General features: G+C 48.1%; 21 protein-coding genes. 9 read left to right on the top strand and 12 right to left on the bottom strand.

Annotated elements, in window-relative coordinates:
• The 7 genes from P253_RS04250 to P253_RS04220 are packed head-to-tail and all read left to right on the top strand — an operon-like array spanning position 1 to position 5,135.
• Positions 1 to 252: a MoaD/ThiS family protein gene (locus P253_RS04250; RefSeq protein ID WP_016658102.1), complete on the top strand. Its 252-nt coding sequence runs from the start codon at positions 1 to 3 to the stop codon at positions 250 to 252.
• Between the two features lie 3 nt (positions 253 to 255).
• Positions 256 to 780, top strand: coding sequence for a molybdenum cofactor biosynthesis protein MoaE (locus tag P253_RS04245; RefSeq protein ID WP_016658103.1), 525 nt, complete (start codon positions 256 to 258; stop codon positions 778 to 780).
• A 50-nt stretch (positions 781 to 830) separates the two neighbouring features.
• The gene (gene moaCB, locus P253_RS04240; RefSeq protein WP_016658104.1) at positions 831 to 1,754 is read left to right on the top strand and encodes a bifunctional molybdenum cofactor biosynthesis protein MoaC/MoaB; all 924 of its coding nucleotides are present in this window, start codon (positions 831 to 833) and stop codon (positions 1,752 to 1,754) included.
• Positions 1,754 to 2,986 (top strand): molybdopterin molybdotransferase MoeA, encoded by a 1,233-nt coding sequence (locus tag P253_RS04235; RefSeq protein WP_016658105.1) that lies wholly within the window; start codon positions 1,754 to 1,756, stop codon positions 2,984 to 2,986. Before moaCB ends, P253_RS04235 begins: the two co-directional genes overlap by 1 nt.
• Positions 2,987 to 2,997: 11 nt before the next feature.
• Positions 2,998 to 3,753, top strand: coding sequence for a molybdate ABC transporter substrate-binding protein (gene modA, locus P253_RS04230; RefSeq protein WP_016658106.1), 756 nt, complete (start codon positions 2,998 to 3,000; stop codon positions 3,751 to 3,753).
• Positions 3,754 to 3,765: 12 nt separating this feature from the next.
• Positions 3,766 to 4,452, top strand: coding sequence for a molybdate ABC transporter permease subunit (modB, locus tag P253_RS04225; protein ID WP_016658107.1), 687 nt, complete (start codon positions 3,766 to 3,768; stop codon positions 4,450 to 4,452).
• The gene (locus tag P253_RS04220) at positions 4,452 to 5,135 is read left to right on the top strand and encodes an ATP-binding cassette domain-containing protein (protein ID WP_016658108.1); all 684 of its coding nucleotides are present in this window, start codon (positions 4,452 to 4,454) and stop codon (positions 5,133 to 5,135) included. Before modB ends, P253_RS04220 begins: the two co-directional genes overlap by 1 nt.
• Here P253_RS04220 and P253_RS04215 read toward each other — a convergent pair.
• Positions 5,132 to 6,055: a LysR family transcriptional regulator gene (locus P253_RS04215; RefSeq protein WP_016658109.1), complete on the bottom strand. Its 924-nt coding sequence runs from the start codon at positions 6,053 to 6,055 to the stop codon at positions 5,132 to 5,134. The two genes, P253_RS04220 and P253_RS04215, sit on opposite strands and share 4 nt — an antisense overlap.
• 237 nt (positions 6,056 to 6,292) lie before the next feature.
• On the opposite strand from P253_RS04215, the gene P253_RS04210 reads away from it, so the two are divergent.
• The gene (locus P253_RS04210; protein ID WP_016658110.1) at positions 6,293 to 7,348 is read left to right on the top strand and encodes an aromatic ring-hydroxylating oxygenase subunit alpha; all 1,056 of its coding nucleotides are present in this window, start codon (positions 6,293 to 6,295) and stop codon (positions 7,346 to 7,348) included.
• A 26-nt stretch (positions 7,349 to 7,374) separates the two neighbouring features.
• Here P253_RS04210 and P253_RS04205 read toward each other — a convergent pair whose 3' ends face one another.
• Positions 7,375 to 8,466: a zinc-binding metallopeptidase family protein gene (locus P253_RS04205; RefSeq protein WP_016658111.1), complete on the bottom strand. Its 1,092-nt coding sequence runs from the start codon at positions 8,464 to 8,466 to the stop codon at positions 7,375 to 7,377.
• 338 nt (positions 8,467 to 8,804) lie between these two features.
• On the opposite strand from P253_RS04205, the gene P253_RS04200 reads away from it, so the two are divergent.
• The gene (locus P253_RS04200) at positions 8,805 to 9,692 is read left to right on the top strand and encodes a DMT family transporter (RefSeq protein WP_035363030.1); all 888 of its coding nucleotides are present in this window, start codon (positions 8,805 to 8,807) and stop codon (positions 9,690 to 9,692) included.
• A gap of 120 nt (positions 9,693 to 9,812) precedes the next feature.
• Here the strand turns inward: P253_RS04200 and pcaD are convergent, their stop codons facing one another.
• The 10 genes from pcaD to catA form a co-directional block, all read right to left on the bottom strand.
• Positions 9,813 to 10,592, bottom strand: a complete 780-nt coding sequence (gene pcaD, locus P253_RS04195) for a 3-oxoadipate enol-lactonase (protein WP_016658113.1) — start codon at positions 10,590 to 10,592, stop codon at positions 9,813 to 9,815.
• Positions 10,593 to 10,652: 60 nt separating this feature from the next.
• The gene (gene pcaF / locus P253_RS04190; protein ID WP_016658114.1) at positions 10,653 to 11,858 is read right to left on the bottom strand and encodes a 3-oxoadipyl-CoA thiolase; all 1,206 of its coding nucleotides are present in this window, start codon (positions 11,856 to 11,858) and stop codon (positions 10,653 to 10,655) included.
• A 134-nt stretch (positions 11,859 to 11,992) separates the two neighbouring features.
• Positions 11,993 to 12,646: a 3-oxoacid CoA-transferase subunit B gene (locus P253_RS04185; RefSeq protein ID WP_016658115.1), complete on the bottom strand. Its 654-nt coding sequence runs from the start codon at positions 12,644 to 12,646 to the stop codon at positions 11,993 to 11,995.
• Between the two features lie 19 nt (positions 12,647 to 12,665).
• Entirely contained in the window at positions 12,666 to 13,352 is a 687-nt protein-coding gene (locus P253_RS04180) for a 3-oxoacid CoA-transferase subunit A (protein ID WP_016658116.1), read from the bottom strand.
• Between the two features lie 24 nt (positions 13,353 to 13,376).
• Positions 13,377 to 14,603 carry a benzoate/H(+) symporter BenE gene (gene benE / locus P253_RS04175; RefSeq protein WP_016658117.1) on the bottom strand — a complete coding sequence of 409 codons (1,227 nt, stop codon included), beginning with the start codon at positions 14,601 to 14,603 and terminating at the stop codon, positions 13,377 to 13,379.
• Between the two features lie 53 nt (positions 14,604 to 14,656).
• Positions 14,657 to 15,442 carry a benzoate diol dehydrogenase BenD gene (gene benD / locus P253_RS04170; protein ID WP_005178084.1) on the bottom strand — a complete coding sequence of 262 codons (786 nt, stop codon included), beginning with the start codon at positions 15,440 to 15,442 and terminating at the stop codon, positions 14,657 to 14,659.
• Between the two features lie 18 nt (positions 15,443 to 15,460).
• The gene (benC, locus tag P253_RS04165; protein ID WP_005178083.1) at positions 15,461 to 16,477 is read right to left on the bottom strand and encodes a benzoate 1,2-dioxygenase electron transfer component BenC; all 1,017 of its coding nucleotides are present in this window, start codon (positions 16,475 to 16,477) and stop codon (positions 15,461 to 15,463) included.
• Between the two features lie 95 nt (positions 16,478 to 16,572).
• Positions 16,573 to 17,064: a benzoate 1,2-dioxygenase small subunit gene (gene benB, locus P253_RS04160; protein ID WP_005178081.1), complete on the bottom strand. Its 492-nt coding sequence runs from the start codon at positions 17,062 to 17,064 to the stop codon at positions 16,573 to 16,575.
• The gene (benA, locus tag P253_RS04155) at positions 17,061 to 18,446 is read right to left on the bottom strand and encodes a benzoate 1,2-dioxygenase large subunit (protein WP_005178080.1); all 1,386 of its coding nucleotides are present in this window, start codon (positions 18,444 to 18,446) and stop codon (positions 17,061 to 17,063) included. Before benA ends, benB begins: the two co-directional genes overlap by 4 nt.
• Before the next feature lie 75 nt (positions 18,447 to 18,521).
• The gene (gene catA, locus P253_RS04150) at positions 18,522 to 19,442 is read right to left on the bottom strand and encodes a catechol 1,2-dioxygenase (protein ID WP_016658118.1); all 921 of its coding nucleotides are present in this window, start codon (positions 19,440 to 19,442) and stop codon (positions 18,522 to 18,524) included.
• Positions 19,443 to 19,456 lie beyond the last annotated feature (14 nt).

Below are 19,456 nucleotides of genomic sequence, written 5' to 3'. Positions count from 1 at the left end.
ATGCACGATATCCTGATTCAGATTGAAGCCTTTGGCGCTGTAAAACAGGCGCTGCCAGAAACTATTCAGATGCAGTGCCTGCCCGGTACGGCCATTGCGGACTTGTTGCTGCAGTTAAACCACAGTTATCCAGCGGCAGCGTCTCTGGTCGAACGTTGTGCCTGCGCGATTGGTGAAGATATTGTGCCACGCCAGCAGACTTTGCAGCACAGTACCACGCTGGTGTTGCTGTCACCGGTGGCAGGAGGTTAAACGATGCAACATCTAAAACAGTTTGCCCGGATTCAGGATATGCCACTCAGCCAGTCCAGCTTCGATGAGATTCAGCACTTTCCCGAATGTGGTGGCATTGGCATTTTTGTGGGCACAGTCCGCAACCATCATGAAGGTAAAGCGGTGCAGTCGCTGAAATATACCGCCTATGCACCGGTGGCAGAAAAAATGATCCGGCAGATTGAGCAGGAAATTCAGCAGCAATATGGCGTGTCGTATGTGCGGGTCATCCACCGGATTGGGGATTTAGCTATTGGTGAAACCGCAATTATTGCCATGGCGTATGCACCGCATCGCCGTGAAGCCTTTCAGGCCTGTGAGGTGGCGGTGGAGCGGGTCAAACATGAAGTCCCGGTCTGGAAAGAAGAATTTTATTGCGATGGCAGCAGCCAGTATGTCGAAGGCTGCTGTATTCGTAAAGATCATCCGCCAGTGGAAGCGAATACGCATACCGATTGCTGCAATCACTCCCATGCAGGCGAAAACGCCTATCAATGGCCGCTTTAAATTTGATGTTAAGCCTAATTTTTTTAAATCAATAATTCCGGAATACCGTCATGAAAAATGTAGGCATGAAAGCCGAAACCTATCGTACTGCGGTGGCCAGCGCCATTTTATATGCGCCGCCGCATTGTATCGAGCTGCTGCGTCAGGGCAATACTGAAAAAGGCGATGCGCTGAAAACCGCGCGTATTGCCGGTATTCTGGCGGCTAAACGTACCGATGAGCTGATTCCGCTATGCCATCCTTTACCCATTTACCGGGCCGATGTGGATTATGAACTGCATGAACAGCATGTCGAGATTATTGCCACGGTAGAAACTATTGGTCCGACCGGTGTCGAGATGGAAGCCTTAACCGCAGCCAGTCTGGCCGGACTGACCTTATACGACATGCTGAAACCGCACTGTGAACCGGAAGATTTGTGTCTGGATCAATGCAAATTACAGCAGAAAAAAGGCGGTAAATCCCATTTTAGCCGGGTCTTGGCGCAGCCGATGCCGGCTTCGGTGATTGTGCTGTCCGATACCGTCGCCGCGGGTAAAAAACCGGATACCGCCGGCCAGAATATTCTGGAAATATTGGCAGAGGCCAATTTCCAGCAGGTTCAGTATCAGGTGATTCCGGATAGCCCGGAACAGCTGCTGGCTTTAATTGAACAGCAGAAAAATCAGTATCCGCTGATTTTAACCGTCGGCGGCACCGGTCTTGGCCCGAAAGATTTAACCGTAGAAACCCTGGCTCCGCTATTAGAACGGGAAATTCCGGGGCTGATGGAAGCCTCGCGCAGTTTTGGCCAGAAACGCACGCCGTATGCAGCTTTAAGCCGTGGGGTCGCTGGCTATATTGAAAATAGTCTGGTGATGACTTTACCGGGCAGCCGTCAGGGTGCCCAAGAGTCCTTGCTGGCGGTATTACCGGCCTTGGTGCATGTCTTTGATGTGCAGAAAAACATTCCACATGCAGGAGGCTATCAATAATGTCAGGCTGTGGTGCAGAAAGCGGGCTGATCAGTCTGGATCAGGCGCTAGACAAGATGATTACGGCAACACCCTGTCTGGAGGTGGAAACCCTGCAACTACAACAGGGCTTGCATCGCTATTTAGCTGAAGATATTTATGCGGGGATTGATCTGCCTTTATTTTCGCAAAGCGCGGTCGATGGCTATGCACTCTGTACAAGTGGAGAGATAGCGGCAGGCGAGCAGTTCCAGCTAATCGGTGAAATCAGGGCCGGACAGTCAGCCGATGTGACGCTGCAGCGTGGACAGGCGATGCGTATTTTTACCGGCGCGCCTATTCCTGCCGGTACCACCACGGTGGCACGTCAGGAAATTGTGCAGCGGATGTCGAGCCATCTGATTCAGCTAGAGACTGCGCTCAAACTGCATGCCGATATCCGGGATGTGGGCGAAGAAATTAGCCAAGGTCAGTTACTGGCATCAGCCGGACAATATTTAAATATCGGCGCAATTGCCGCCTTAAGCATGGCCGGTATTGATCAGGTACAGGTCTATCAGCAGCCTAAAGTTGCCGTGCTGATTACCGGCGATGAAGTCGCGCAGTCGGCTGCAGATCTGCAAGCAGGAAAAATTTTTGATGCCAATGCGCCTTTAATTGCAGCCTGGTGTCAGGCACGGCATCAACCTGTGCATATTGTGCATGTGGAAGATAATAAAATTGCCTTAATCCGATACTTTCAGCAACTTCAGGAGGAGTATGATGTCATCATCAGCACCGGCGGAATTTCGGTTGGTGATTATGATTTTATCCGTCCGGTGGCTTTAAATGCAGGCTTTGAGCAGGTGTTCTGGAAAGTGAAACAGAAGCCGGGGAAACCGGTTTTATTTGCCAAATACCGAAAATCGGCTAACAAATTTTGTCACTTATTGGCATTGCCGGGCAATCCTGCGGCGGTATATGTTGGAATGTCGATCTATACGCAAACTTTATTAGAAGTATTACAAGGGCAAAGTCAGCCGCTCGCGTGGTGGACAGGGCAAATACAACATGACTTAAAGCCCGATGCGAGAGAAAGGATTTTAAGAATGGCCGCCTGTTTTGAAGATGGGGTGTTGAAACTGCACAGTTTAGCCAAGCAGCAGTCGCATATGCTCAGTAATCTGATGTATGCCAACTGTCTGGTGCGTGTGCCGGCCCATCAGCCGATTCAAAAAGGCCAATGCTTAAAGGGAATATTCATACAGCATTGAGGGAGTGCGTTTTGAAGACCATCCAACTGGGTTTAATCTGTGTCGCCTTGTGCTTAAGCACATTCAGTCGAGCCAATTCCGTTCAGGTGTATGCAGCTGCAAGTCTGGGCCCGGCATTGACGGATGTGATTCGGCATTATCAGCTACAATATCCAGAAGCCAAGATTGTACCGGTTTTTGGCGCTTCATCGACCCTGGCCAAACATATTGTCCGCGGTGCAAAAGTCGATCTTTATTTTCCGGCCGATCAGGACTGGATGACCTATCTGGTGAAACGCAACAAGGTCAAAGCCAGTCAGGTCAAACCAATTATTTATAACCAGCTGGTGGCAATTGCCCTGAAAGATGCGCGGATTCCGTTTCGGGCGCATCCTACCTTTAATTTTCCTCAGGCCTTTACAGGGCGGTTGTGCACCGGACAGGTCGATTCGGTGCCAGTTGGAAAATATGCCAAACATAGTCTGACCAAGCTGGGCTGGTATAAACGGCTGGAAAAACGCATTATTGGCGCGTCGGATGCCCGGGCTGCTTTGGCCTTTGTCGAGCGCGGTGCCTGTCAGGTCGGCATTGTTTATCGCAGCGATGCCGTCAGTAGCGATAAAGTAAAAGTGCTGGGCACGTTTCCGGTGCAAACCCATCCGGACATTCTCTATACCGTGGCTTTAACCAAACAGGGTGAAAAGAATCGTCAGGCGATCAAGTTCGGGCGCTATTTGGGTAGCGCCGCGGCTCACAAGATTTTTGTTCAACATGGTTTTCGCCCCTAGGTTGCTGCTTTGATGCTGAGTCCCGAAGAACTAAGTGCCTTGTATCTGTCTGCCAAAGTGGCCAGTGTTGCGACCTTGTTTTGCCTGCCATTTGCAATTTGTCTGGGCTGGATGCTGGCACGCTATGAATTTCGCAGCAAGTTTTTGATCGAAGCCATGTTACAACTGCCGATGGTTTTGCCGCCAGTAGTGTTGGGCTATGCATTACTGGTGCTGTTTAGTCCGCAAGGTTGGATTGGGCAGGTTTTGGCCCACTGGGGTATTGAGCTGGCATTTAACTGGAAAGGTGCAGTACTGGCTGCCATGCTGGTTGCATTTCCCTTGCTGGTTCAACCGATTCGTTTGTCTTTTCAAATGCTGAATCCACAGCTGGAACAGGTGGCGGCCTCACTTGGGGCTGCGCCGCTGAAAGTCTTTTTCAGTATTAGCTTACCGCTGGTGCTGCCCGGGATTCTCATGGGCAGTATTTTAGGTTTTAGCCGTAGTCTGGGTGAATTTGGTGCCACTATTACCTTCGTTGGCAATATTCCGGATGAAACCCGCACCATTCCCATCGCTATTTATACGCTCATTCAACAGCCCGATGGTGAAGCCGCTGCCATGCGTCTGGTGCTGTTATCTACCGGCTTGGCTTTTGCCGCCTTGCTGGCCAATTATTTTATTTTGCACAGATATCAACGTAAATTGGGGCAAAGCTGATGCTGGATTGTCAGATTGATTATCAGAATGCGCAGTTCAAATTACAGCTGCAGCTGGCCTGTACAGAGCAGATTGTTGGCATTCTGGGGCCCTCCGGTTCTGGTAAAACCAGCTTTTTGCATCTGCTGGCTGGACTGTTACGGCCGCAACAGGGCCGGATTGTGCTGAATCACCGTTTACTGCTCGATACCCAGCAGCAGGTGTTTGTGCCCGTGCATCAACGTAAAATTGCCCTGATTTTTCAAAAGGCCCTGTTATTTCCGCATTTGAATGTTGAGCAGAATTTAAGATATGCAGAAGGTTTACAGCCGCTAGCACAGCGTAAATTTGAGTTTGAGCAGATTGTTGAGTTGTTAGAACTGTCCAGGCTGATTCGACGCAAAGCGCATCAATTATCCGGTGGGGAAGCGCAGCGCGTTTCGATTGGCCGGGCTTTATTGTCTGCACCGCAGTTATTGCTGCTGGATGAACCTTTAAGCGGACTGGATCAGCAGTTAAAACAGCAGATACTGCCATTTTTAAAACGTATTCAGCGCGAACTGCAGCTGGGCATGATTTATGTGACCCATCATCCGGAAGAATTGCTGGAACTTCAGGCCACGGTGTATCAAATGCAAAAAGTGCAGGGCATCAGTCGTTTGCAACGGGACAATGTAGTACCTTTGATTCAGCCGGTTTTTTAAAGCTGGGCAATCTGCTGTTGCAGCTGCTCCAGCTGCTCGGTTAACTGTTTCATCATGATTTGCGCAATCCGGGAAAGTTGCCGTTTCGGTGCCACACACAGGGCCAGCGTCAGTGGATATAAACCTTTGTCCTGAACCGGTTTAAAGATGGCTGTTTGATGCTCCAGGAGCGGCAGAGCATCTAAATAACTCATTAGCCCCAGGCCCAAATTCTGCTTTAACAATGACATTAACATACGAATGTCATTACATTCGATGCGGCTGCGCGGACTAAACTGATGGTGCTTATACAGCGCGCTGACATATTCATGAATAATCAGCGGTGGTGCTGGCATTAAATGGGCATAAGGCAAGGTATCGGAAAAATACAGCGGTGTTTGTTCTGCCAGAGGATGCTCAACCGGAATCACAAAACCCAGCGGAATTTCCACAAAAGCCACCACCTCTAAATGCGGATGTGCTTGCGGATTCAGCAGCAGACCAAAATCCAGCTCCGCGGCCTGAATCATCTGCGCGACTTTTTCACTGTCCAGCACATGCACGTGAAAATCAATCCAGGGATAATGCTGGCTCATGTGTTGCATGGAATGCAGCACAAAACTTTCGCTGAGCGCTGAAATTAAGCCAAATTCAATGCTGCCACGATGCAGGCCCTGAATTTCATCAAAACGGATGCGGGTCTGCTGAAATTCTTTTTGCCATTTTAATAGATCGGCATACAGCAACTCTCCGGCCAAAGTCAGCCGTAGCCCATGATTCAGACGTTCAAACAGCGCAATCCCAAGTTCCTGTTCGGCCAGTACAATTTGTCGATGCACGGCAGATACCGAAATAAACAGCTGTTCGGCTGCCTTACGCAAGCTGCCGGTTTGCGCCACTGCAATAAAATATTCTGAAAAACGCGAAAATGGGGTATTCACTATTTAAAACCTGGCCAGCGTGATATTGATAGATTTTAAAAGAGCAAGATCTGCGCCAGTTCAGGCCAATTTTGACTAAAGTGTTCGAATTTTTAGAACAGATCATCAAAAACATTCTAATAGACAGAAAAAGCAGAAGCTCTTAATTTAAAACAGGAAATTAACAATAAACGACATGAGAAAACCGCGGATTTCCGTTTGTTCTTGACCCTGTATAGCTTAAAAGTGAGTCAGCCTATGAATGCGATTCCTGTAATCAACCTGTTTGACCAACCCCATGACAGCCGCTTTGATGCCAGTGACTGGCATATTCTGGCGCAGCATTGGTATCCGGTGGCACGAATTCAGGATGTCAGCAGCCAGCCACAACAGGTGACTTTACTGGATGTGAAGATGGCACTGTACCGGACGGAAAGCGGTGATATTCAGCTGGTGCGGGATATTTGCCCACATCGCGGTGTGCCTTTAAGCAAAGGCTGGGTAGAGGGCGATGAAATTGTCTGTCCTTACCATGGGCTGCACTATAACCGTGCCGGTAAATGCACCAAAATTCCGGCCCAGCCCGACCTGGCCCAGATTTCGGAGCGTTTTAGCCTGACCACGTTTCCGGTGGTGCTGAAATATGGCTTGGTCTGGACCAGCCTGTTCGAGCGGGATGAACAGGCGGCAAATTTTCCGGTGCTGGATACCTGGGAAGATGCTGATCATCAGTCGATTTTACCGCCCAGTGTGGATATTGCCGGTTCTAGCGGCCGTCAGTTAGAAGGCTTTATTGATGTTGCACATTTTGCCTGGGTACATCATCAGGCCTTTGCTGATCGGGACAATCCGGTGGTGCCGAAATATCATACTGAACGTACCGACTATGGCCTGAAAAGTATCTATATTTCTAATGTCAGCAATTATCCGCATGGCATGCAGCATTTAGCACCTGAAGGCTTTTTATGGACGCGTGAATTTGATGTTTATCCACCCTTTGCAGCGACCTTGACCATTTATTTTCCGAATAATGGCATCTTGAAAATCTTAAATGCCTGCTGTCCGGTATCGGCCAATCAGACCCAGTTATTTGTGCCTTTAACCCGGAATTTTGATACCACCGGCGACCTGCAAGCAGTTTACGATTTTAATGCGCAGATTTTTGCCGAAGATCAGGATATGGTAGAAAGTCAGAAACCGGAAGAACTGCCGCTGGATTTAAGCATGGAAGCCCATTTTGAAGCAGATCGCGCATCGGCCTTATACCGCCGGATTCTGGCCGAATGGGGCCTAAGTAAACGCTATATCGTGTAGCAAATCTCATTGAATTGAAAGCGATCTTAAGCAGGATGACTGGCCTGACTGGATTTAAAGGCTTTATCCAGCACATGCCGGTGAATAAAACGCAGCTTGTCTTTTACCGGCTCGGTCAGTTTAAACGGATAGGCATCATCCAGCCCGATACTACGATTCAGCGCATTCAGATTAAAGGTCAGGGCAATCCAGTTTTCTAGAATATGTTCAATATCCTTGCCGCCAATCGGGCATTCGGTAAAGTACAGATTGGCCAGGGTACGGCCGTTGCCTTGCACCCGGATTCCGGCAAAATAGGCGGTTTCCAAAGTATCCATCATGTGCAGATAATGCGCCCAGGTTTCAGCCCAGTCTTCCCAGGGATGGGTGGTGGCATAGGTGCTGATATAGCTGTCCTGCCAGTCGGAGGGTGGGCCTTGTTCATAATGGCGTTTGAGCGCCATGCCATAATCCTGACGTTCATCACCAAAATAGTAGCGGAATTCATCGACCAGTTCCGGATGGCGGTTTTGCATCACATCAAAATAATAATGGCCGCTTTCATGGCGAAAATGGCCGAGCAGGGTGCGGTAGTTTTCTCCCATGGTTACGCGCGTGGTTTCCCGATAGACCACATCGGCTTCAATGGCATTGAGGGTAATTAGACCATTGGCGTGGCCGGTCAGCACCGGTTGGCCTTCCATGGGCATTAGAAATTCATAGCGCAGGCCATAGCGGTCATCTTCAGAACGTTTTGGCCGCGGCATAATATTCATGCGCTGCGCCAGATATAAAAACCGCCGTTTGGCCTGTTCCAGATAACGCCAGTACTGGATATTTTCCGGTTCATCTAAATTGGGGATGGTGTGGGTAAGCTGGCAGGACTCGCAATAGATATTTTCATCATCGACAGGAATCATCCAGTTGCAGACCTGATAGTGACTATAATTAAAACAGGGCTTAAATTTCTGATTACGATAGCTTTCATTCAGGCTGACCCATTCATTTTCGCTATCCTTACGAAAGGTGCCCATATCTTTTTCGGAGGCGACAAAGCCAATGGGCGCCTTGCAATATTCACAAAATGAGGCACCAAAAAAAATCTGCTGATGGCATACCGCACATTCAAAATACTTCATTCTTGATCCTCAGCCTGCAGGATACATCCATTTATCTAAACATAGATTGAGTCAGGAGGGTATTTGAAACCCGCTATAAAATTGTAGCAAATTTACAAAGTTGCCTGATGCGATCAGTCGCTTAGCCTCATTTTGAGTCAAAAAACCATGTAGATGCAAACCACAAGCATGTGCCTTGCAGTCATCGCATTCCGGGTTAAAGGGAACATAAAAGCCGCAAATTGACAGAATTGAAGATTTATTCAGCAAAGCCACGGTAAATGGATGAAAAATGGTCGAATCTGTGCCATGAAAGGAGTAGATTAAACCTTATTCCCGATCATATTTTTCATACTCGTATGGCCAGTACCTGGATTCTTTTTACCCTGATGGCTGCATTTATGCAGGCCTGGCGCAATGCCTTTCAAAAACAGCTCAGCATGACGGTTGATGTTTACGGCGTCACCCTGGCACGCTTTATTTTTGCCTTACCGTTTGCGGTCGGTTATTTGAGTTTTTTATATCTGCAGCAGCCTGTCGCAAAGCCAGTTAGCTTTAGCGGGAAATTCTGGCTGTATATTGCCGTGGCAGCTTTTAGCCAGATTCTGGCCACCATTCTCATGGTGCAGCTGTTTAAGCAGAAAAACTATGCCATTGGTGTTGGACTGGCCAAAAGCGAGGCGATTCTGGCGGCCTTAATTGGCGTGGCACTACTGGGCGAATATTTAAGTCCGCTGGGCTGGGTGGGTGTTGTGTTAGGTGGCGTGGCGGTCTTTTTACTTAGTAAAGGGCCGGCCCATACCAAGCTTTCTGTCAGCACGTTGGCGATTGGGGTGGGCAGTGGTCTCAGTTTTGCCATTACCTCACTGCTGGTGCGTGAAGCGAGTCTGGAACTGGAGAATTTACCCTTTTCACATCGTACCGGCTGGGTATTATGTTTTGTGATCGGGCTGCAATGTATCAGCATGTTGTTGTATTTGGGGCTGTTTAGCCCGCATACCTTACAGGCCATGTGGCAGCGGCTGGGACTGACCTTTAAGGTGAGTATTTGCAGTTTTCTGGCCTCCCTTGGCTGGTTTAGTGCCATGAGTATGCAGACTGTGGCCTTGGTCAAAACTTTGGGACAGATTGAAATTCTATTTAGCTTGCTGATTTCTGCCTTTTTCTTTAAGGAAAAACTGGCCCGAACCGATCATCTGGGCTTAGTACTGGTGGTGATTGCCGCGATGCTGGTGATCTGGGCTTAAAGTTGAAGTAGATGGGCAGGGCATCTCAGTAGAATCATCAATCTTTTTAAAAATTGCCTAAAAACAAAAAAAGATAATCCGGAGATTATCTTTTTTTAAATGCTTTCAACCGAGCTGGGTTTAGCGTTGAATAAACGCCTGCACCGCCTGATTAAAGGCTTTTGGCTGTTCAATATTGGAAATATGCGAAGCATTAATTTCAAACAGTTCAGCATTGGCAATGCGTTGTTGCATAAATTCACCATCGGCTACAGTTGTTACCGGGTCTTGCTGACCAGCAACAATGAATACCGGTACCTGAATGTCTTTTAACTGTTCACGTACATCCGCTTTAGCCAAAGCTTCGCAGCAGCTTGCATAACCCTCAGGGCTGCCAGCTCCCAGGTCGTTTGAAAGAGTCGCTACAGTTGCTGCGTTACTTTGGATAAAGGGTTCGGTAAACCAACGACCGGCCGCCGTTGATGCAATAGGGGCCAAACCTTGTTCACGGACCAGTGTGGCACGCTCATTCCAGGCCTGTTCCTGACCAATTTTAGCGGCCGTATTACAGACCACAACATGGCTAAAACGTTCAGGCTTGTTAATTGCCAGCCACTGACCGGTCAAACCACCCATCGAAATACCACAGAAGGCTGCTTTTTCAATATTTAAATGATCGAGCAGATTCACCACGTCTTGGCCGAGCTGGTCAAGCGTATATGGACCTTGTGGAGCAGAAGATGCGCCGTGACCACGGGTGTCATAGCAAATGACAAAAAAGTCCTGCTGGAAGTGGTCAATTTGCGGTTGCCACATTTTAAAGTTGGTACCTAGCGAGTTAGAAAATACCAGCGCAGGTTTTGTCGCATCACCAAAGGTTTGGTAATTAATTTCAGCATCTTGAGATGTAAATGTTGGCATTGAATCCCTCCCGACCTCCCTTTAAAAAAGGGAGGGGAAATTTAATTTGTTATCGTATCTTTAAACGCGTTCAATAATCAAAGCGATGCCTTGACCGACACCAATACACATTGAGCACAGGCCATATTTGCCGCCAGTGGCTTCCAGCTGGTTCAGGGCCGTGGTGACCAGACGCGCACCTGATGCACCGAGTGGATGACCCAGTGAAATGGCACCGCCATTCGGGTTTACTTTCGCAGCTCCATCTTCCAGACCAAGGTCGCGGGTACACGCCAGTGCTTGAGCAGCAAAAGCTTCGTTTAGCTCAATCACATCCATCTGCTCTAACGTCAGACCGGTTTGGGCCAACAGTTTTTTAATGGCTGGCGCTGGACCAAAGCCCATAATGCGTGGTTCTACACCGACTACTGTTGCACCAATAATTTTGGCACGTGGTTTTAAACCGTATTCCGCTACCGCTTCATCAGAGGCAATTAATAATGCTGCTGCACCATCGTTAATACCTGAGGCATTCCCGGCAGTCACAGTACCATCGGCTTTGACCACAGGTTTGAGTTTCGCCAGACCTTCTAACGTGGTTGATGCACGTGGATGCTCATCGGTATCGACCACAACTGGTTCGCCTTTACGCTGTGGAATGACCACAGGTACGATTTCATTTTTAAAGAAACCTTTGGCTTGGGCAGCAGCAGTACGTTGCTGGCTTTCAAACGCAAACTTGTCCTGATCTTCACGGTTAATGTTGAACTGTTCTGCCACGTTTTCTGCAGTTTGTGGCATGGTTTCAACACCATACATTTCTTTCAGTTTCGGGTTAATGAAGCGCCAGCCCATGGTGGTGTCTTCAATTTTCTGGCTACGGCCATAGGCAGATTCAGATTTACCCATCACAAATGGTGCACGTGACATGCTTTCTACACCACCCGCCACAATCAGATGTGCTTCACCAGCTTTAATGGTACGCGCTGCCATGGCAACCGCATCCAGTGATGAGCCGCATAAACGGTTTAAGGTTGTTGCAGGCACCTGATGCGGCACACCCGCCAATAGCGCAGACATACGGCCGACGTTACGGTTGTCTTCACCGGCCTGGTTGGCACAGCCGTAAATCACGTCATCTACTTTTTCCCAGTTAACACTTGGGTTACGCTCCATCAGCGCCTGAATGGGAATGGCACCCAGGTCATCTGCACGTACAGGAGCAAGTCCACCTGCGTAGCGACCGAATGGGGTGCGAATAGCATCAATGATATATGCGTTTTTCATTTTTTCTGTTTCCTAAATTCTTTTTTAATCCCCCTAAATCCCCCTTTAGAAAAGAGGGACTTTTCCTCCCTTGCTTGCGCTGAGTTTTTAAAGCCGTGCTTTAAAACTCGCTCAGGGAGGTTGGGAGGGATTACTTAACCCTGTGTCGCATCAATCAGCTTCGCACCGGTCAGGGATTGCAGCTCTTCAAATGACAGACCGTCAACTTTCTCAATCACTTTCATGCCTTCAGCAGTCACATCAATCACGCACAGGTCGGTATAAATACGATCTACACATTTCAGGCCAGTTGCTGGATAGCTCAGCTCCGCTACAATTTTCGGCTCGCCTTTTTTAGTCACGTGATCGGTAGTGATAAAGACTTTCTTGGCACCAACTGCAAGGTCCATTGCACCACCTACTGCAGGAATTGCATCTGGGGCACCAGTATGCCAGTTGGCCAGGTCACCATTTTCTGCAATCTGGAAGGCACCCAATACGGCGATGTCCAAGTGACCGCCACGCATCATCGCGAAAGAATCTCCATGATGGAAGAAACAGCCACCGGTTAGCATGGTTACATATTCTTTACCGGCATTGATCAGTTCCGGATCTTCTTCACCTGGCGCAGGTTTTGGACCAAAGGCCAATAAACCGTTTTCAGAATGCAGGAATACATCTTTATCTGCAGGCAGGTAGTTTGAAATTTTGGTTGGCAGGCCAATCCCGAGGTTGACATAGGCACCATCTGGAATGTCTTGGGCAACGCGTTCAGCAATCTGGTCACGTGTTAATTTGGTATAGCTCATCGTGTTCTCCTTCACGTATTTATGCTGATTGTTCAGGCTGTTTGGCAGCAACTGACACCACATGCTGTACAAAAATACCCGGAGTGATGATGTGCTCAGGATCAAGCTCACCCAGTTCAACCACTTCAGCGACCTGTGCAATGGTGACATCTGCCGCCATGGCCATAATCGGGCCAAAGTTACGAGCAGATTTACGGTACACCAGGTTGCCCCAACGGTCGCCTTTGTAGGCTTTAATTAAAGCAAAATCGGCTTTAATCGGGTTTTCCAGAACGAATTCTTTGCCTTCGTAATTTAAGGTCGGTTTACCTTCAGCCAGTAAAGTACCAAAGCCAGTTGGGGTGTAGATTGGGCCTAAACCCATACCTGCAGCCTGAATACGGCAAGCCAGGTTACCTTGCGGCACCAGTTCCAGCTCGATTTTGCCAGCACGATACAGTTCATCAAAAATATAAGAGTCAGACTGACGAGGGAACGAGCAGATGATTTTACGTACAGCGCCTGCTTTGAGTAATTTGGCCAAACCGTAGTCGCCATTACCGGCATTGTTATTGACGATGACCAAATCCTTGATGCCCAGTTCAATCAGGCCATCAATCAGTTCAGCAGGCTGACCTGCAGTACCGAAACCACCAATCATGATGGTTGAACCATCTTTAATTTGAGAGAGCACATCTTTTAAAGATGCTGAGCTTTTATCAATCATAGTTGTTTCCTAGTCAAACAAACTTCATTGACCCGTGCTTTTGCTTGGGCTTGAAGGTGAGGTCAGTCCTGATAAACCGGTTCTGCTTAAAATGACATGAGCCAGAATACCCAGACAAATTCCCCAAAAAACTGAGCTGAGACCTAAAAACTGCATACCCGATGCAGTTGCCAGGAAGGTAATAAGTGCTGCGTCACGCTGGTTTTCCTGATGCATGGCGGCATTTAAATTGATGCCAATGGCTCCTAGAAGTGCCAGACCGGCCAATGCTGCCACCAATTCTTTCGGGAGCAGGCTAAACAGCATCACAATGCTGCCGGCAAATAAACCGCCTAAAATGTAGAACAGGCCGTTGGCAATCCCGGCGATATAGCGCTTTTCTTTCAGTTCATGCGCGTCTTTGCCCATGCACAGCGCGGCGGTAATTGAGGCCAGGACAATAGTGATCCCGCCAACACACGCCACCGCCAGCGAAGCGATACTGGTGGTGGTAATAATGGGTTTAGCCGGCGTGTCGTAGCCACTGAGCTTTAAAATGGCCATCCCCGGTAGAAACTGACCAGACAGGCTGACTAAAATCAGCGGTAAGGCCAGGTTAAGGGTCGAGTTCCAGGTCCATTCCGGCGCAATAAACTGCGGCACTGCCAGGCTAAAACTCATTTCGACCGGATTCATGGTGCCGAGCAACAGGCTCAGGCCAATTCCAGTCAATAGCACATACAGCATGGCATAGCGCGGACTAAAACGTTTGGCCAGTAAGAACGCCAGCAACATGCCAAATACAATAAACGGCATGTTGTTACTGGCGGTAAACAGACCAAAGCCAAACTGGCACAAAATGCCGGCCATCATGCCTGCTGCAACCGCTTGCGGAATTAAGGCCAGCAATTTGTCGAAATAACCGGTAATCCCAATAATGAAAATCACCACGGCTGAGGTGATGTAGGCTGCAACGGCTTCGTTCAGGGAAATATCAGGAAAGAGGGTGACCAGCAAGGCCGTTCCGGGTGCCGACCAGGCGGTGACCACCGGAACTTTGAATTTAATTGAAAGGAAGATACCGGCAACGGCTGCGCCAATAGAAATGCCCCAAATCCATGAAATCATCATGGCATTGGACACTTGAGCCTGTTGGGCTGCCTGGAAGAAGATGATTAAAGGACCGGCATAGGAAATCAGTACAGCTAAAAATCCTGCAACTGTGGCTGATAAGGACCAGTCTTTTCTTAAGGTATCTAACAGGTGACTCATTGTTTGCCTCCGTGCAAGTCTGGCAATGATCCTGTACAAAAAAGATGATCAGGTTAACCCTGATCACCACCGCCGACAGGAACAACTGTGCCTGTCACATATGACGCATCGTCAGATGCCAGGAATAAAATAGCATTGACTTGTTCTTGAATGGTGCCGTAACGGCCAAGGAAGGTACGATCAATGGTCTGATCAACCACTTCCTGCATCCATGCCTGTTCTTGTTCAGACAATGGGGCAGTGTTACGTGGCACTTTACGTGGTGGTGCTTCAGTTCCACCAGTTGCCACGGCATTAACACGAATACCATCTTTCGCATGTGCAAAAGCCAGCGATTTGGTCAGGGCATTGACGCCGCCTTTAGAGGCAGAGTAAGGAATACGGTTAATACCACAGGTGGCAATAGATGAAACGTTTACAATGGTGCCTTTCTGATTTTTCAGCATTTCCGGCAATACTGCGCGGCAGCACCACATGGTTGGGAACAGTGAACGGTTCACTTCCTTGATAATTTCTTCTTCAGAAAATTCCTGGAAAGGTTTCATCCAGATGGCACCGCCGACGTTGTTGATTAAAATATCAACGCGGCCGTAAGTGTCGATGGCTTTGGCAACCACTGACTGCGCGCCAGCATAGGTTTCCAGGTCAGCATTAATGGTGACCGCATCACCACCGGCGGCCTGAATCTCTGCCAGCACTTCTGCGACATATTCAGAACGGTCGGCCATGACCACCTGGGCGCCTTCGGCTGCCACTTGTAGGGCAACCCCGCGACCGATGCCTTGGGCAGCACCAGTCACAATCACCACTTTATTTAAAAATCTTTGACGATCAGACATTGCGGGATTACTCGATTTTTAGTTAGCAGAGAATTTTTCGAACAGGAAGTTGGCCGGTTTTACACCTTCGCCATCTAACCAGCCGCGTACCGCTTCAACCATTGGTACTGGACCACACAGATACACATCAACATCGCCGCCATTGAGCCATTCGTTGTCAATATGACCAGTCACATAGCCTTTACGCTCATGTGCAGATTCCGGGTTTGCCACAACAGTGCGGTATTCGAACCATGGGAATTTGGCTTGCAGTTCGTTCAGTTTTTCCAGCGCAACCAGGTCAAAGTCATTGGTCACACCAAACACAAGACGCACTGGCTGATCTGAACCTTTTTCTTCCAGTACTTGCAGCATTGACATGAACGGGGCAATACCTGTACCACCCGCAAGCATCAGTACCGGACGCACCACGTTACGTAAGTAGAAGCTACCAAATGGACCGGTAAAGGTCATTTTATCGCCAGCTTTGGCATTTTTGCTCAAGAATTCGCTCATTTTGCCGTTTGGTACGTTACGTACTACGAAACCGGTTAAACGGTTGCCCGGTTTAGAGCTGAATGAATAAGAACGGGTTTCAGCTGTTCCTGGAATACCGACATTGACATATTGACCGGCCAGGAAGTGGATATCAGGCTGACCTTCGTCAAGCTGGATATCAAAGGTAATGGTTGAGTCAGACAGGTTCTCAACGCGAGATAAAGTACCTTCGAACGCGTGAATTTCAGTTTTACATACATCTGAAGATGCCTGAATCTGGAACACCGCATCTGAAGTCGGGCGGCATTGGCAGGCAAGGATATAACCTTCTTCTGCTTCTTCAGGTGTTAATGCATCTTCAATATAGGTTTCTTCAGGCATGTCATACGTACCTGATTCACAAAACGCTCGACAGGTACCACATGCACCGTCACGGCAATCCAGAGGGATATTGATCTTTTGACGGTAAGCTGCATCGGATAGAGTTTCACCTTGTGCAACTGTAATGAAACGAGTAACACCGTCTTCAAATTGAAGTGCAACATTGTGGTTTGACATGGCTGGAATCCTATAAAAATCTTTGAAACATTTTCAACCTTCAGCCAAGTTTCCGTTTGGCTGAAGGCCACATCAGTAAGCTAAAACAGCAGGGCTTACAGATGGTAAATATCAATTACTTGGTTGATGTAGTCGTTCTTCAGAACCACATACTTGTTCACGATTTTTGGTTCTTCGCCAGAGAAATCGATCACATAACGTGACATGCCGAAGTAGCTGTAGTTGGTTTTGTAACGGAAACTTAAAGTGTTCCAGTTAAAACGCACTGTGACTAAATCACCGTTTTGCTCAACCACTTCAATATTGCTGATGTTGTGGCTGGTACGGGTATCCGGCATGGTGGCAGAAGAACGTTCAGTTTTAATACGGAACACACGGTCTTCAAGGCCTTGACGGTCCGGGTAGTAGATCAGTGAAATTTCAGACTGTGGATCTTCAGTCAGTTTGTCATCGTCATCCCAGGCTGGCATCCAGAATTCTGCATTTGGCGCATAGCACTGTAACCAGTCGTCCCATTGCTCATCGTCTAAAAAACGTGCTTCACGGTAGAGGAATTGAGCAATATTTTCTAAAGTAATCGCGCTCATGCGTTTTCTCCTTCAGTTGCAGCAAGCTCTTTCTCGTCAGCAATCGCTTTTTTCATAAGTTTGAGCCAGAATTCGTGTTGAGCAAGGTATAAACCTTCATCTTCAGTTTTAATGCCTGAAAGTTTTGGTTTTAAACCAATTTCGTTAGCCGCATCATCCGGACCTTGGATCCAGTGTTTGGCACCACGGCTCATGTCGTTCCATTCCAGGGCAATACCGGCATAACCCGCTTGACATGCACGGAACTCTTCCAGGTCATCTGGAGTTGCCATACCTGAAGCGTTGAAGAAGTCTTCATACTGACGGATACGACGTGCACGTGCATCAGCGTCTTCACCGACAGGAGCGATACAGTAAATGGTCACTTCAGTTTTGGTTGGAGACAATGGACGAAGTACACGAATCTGTGAACCGAACTGGTCCATGAAGTAGACGTTTGGATAGATACACAGGTTACGAGAACGCTCGATCATCCATTTCGCCATTGGCGCACCGAATTTCTCGGTATATTCATCTTTTTTGGCAAAGTTTGGACGGTCTTCCGGGTTGGCCCATTGTGTCCAAAGCAGCATGTGACCATTTTCGAAACCGTATGAACCGCCGCCTTGTTTACCCCAGGCACCCGCGCTCATGGCACGAATGTTGTCGCCACCTTGCTTTTCTTTACGTTGTTGAGTGGTTGCGGCATAGTTCCAGTGTACTGCAGACACGTGGTAACCATCGGCACCGTTTTCAGCAGTCAGCTTCCAGTTACCTTCATAGGTATAGGTTGATGAGCCGCGTAATACTTCCAGACCCTGGTCAGACTGACCCACGATCATGTCAATAATTTTGGTGGCTTCGCCAAGATATTCTTCTAGTGGTGGAACATCCGGGTTTAAGCTACCGAACAAGAAACCTTTGTAGTTTTCAAAACGGGCAACTTTTTTCAGGTCGTGTGAACCGTCTTGGTTGAAGCAGTCTGAATAGCCTGCATCTGCCGGATCTTTTACTTTTAAAAGTTTGCCTGAGTTGTTAAATGTCCAGCCGTGGAAAGGGCAGGTATAAGTCGCTTTATTACCGCGTTTGTAACGGCAAAGCTGCGCACCACGGTGTGAACAGGCATTGATCATGGCATTCAGTTCACCGTTACGGTTACGTGCAATGATGATCGGCTGGCGGCCCATGTGAGTGGTGTAATAATCGTTGTTATTTGGAATTTGGCTTTCATGTGCCAAGTACACCCAGTTTCCCTCGAAAATATATTTCATTTCAAGGTCAAAAATGGCCTGGTCTGTAAATACTGAACGATGTAGCTTGAATTCACCTGTTTCATAGTTTTCAACAAGTAATTCGTCAATACGATCTAAATGGCTGGTGTTAATTACTGGAATACGAGGCATGTCCGTTCTCCGACTTTCCAAATTTGGGTAAGTCACCGAAATGTCTGGGAGTAGACATTTCGGTTCCCTGTATGATTAAGCGCTTGCGCGGCGGCGTTCAACTTCAGTAGAAGGAGCACCTTCTTTATCTTTCTGAAGAACTACATCAAAACGGATGTATTTGAACGGACCTTTCAAGCCACGACGCGCGATTTCAGCTTCATCAGTCACATCTTCAGCAACGGCTACCAGACCTTCACGTGTACCGAATGCGAAGTCGTCCCATAAGTATTTGTCACCCTCAATGTTGAATTGAGTTGTCAATTTACGGTGACCCGGTGCAGAGACGAAGTAGTGCACGTGTGCAGGACGTTGACCGTGACGCGCGATCTGGTTCAATACGCCTTGTAAAGGACCTTCTGGGTTCAGGCCATAACCTACAGGCATGGTAGTTTGTGCAACGTAGTTACCTTGGTCGTCTGCTAAAATGCTGCGACGCAGGTTGAAGTGTGATTGCGACTTGTCAAAGAAAGAGTAGTTACCATGGCTGTTGGCGTGCCACATTTCTACCTTCGCGCCTGGCAGGATGTTGCCATCAGTGTCAGTCACTTGACCTTCAATGATTAATGTTGCGATTTGACCTTCTTCAGAACCGTCGTCCATACGTGCAAAACCTACTGATTCAGGTGCGCCTGCAACATATAAAGGACCTTCAATTGTACGTGGCGTACCGCCAGTCAGGCCTGCTTTGGCATCTGCTTCGTCAGCACGAAGATCAAGGAAGTGTTCCAGACCAACTGCAGAACCCATTAATGCAAATTCATCTGCTTTGGCGATGTCAATAATGGTTTCAATACCTTTCCATACTTCAGACTGGCTTAAATCCAGGTCTTCAATCGCTTGGAAAAGATCAGTTACAAGACGTACCACAACCTGTTGAACGCGTGGATTTACCGGACCCTCTGCAGTGTCGACGTTACAAGCCTTAACTACGTTTTCAATTGTTTGACGATCCATACAATTACTCCTTG

This window comes from Acinetobacter indicus CIP 110367, assembly GCF_000488255.1.
GTDB lineage: Bacteria > Pseudomonadota > Gammaproteobacteria > Pseudomonadales > Moraxellaceae > Acinetobacter > Acinetobacter indicus.
Note: the sequence above shows the minus strand (reverse complement) of the source record. Positions and strands in the feature narration are given on the sequence as shown.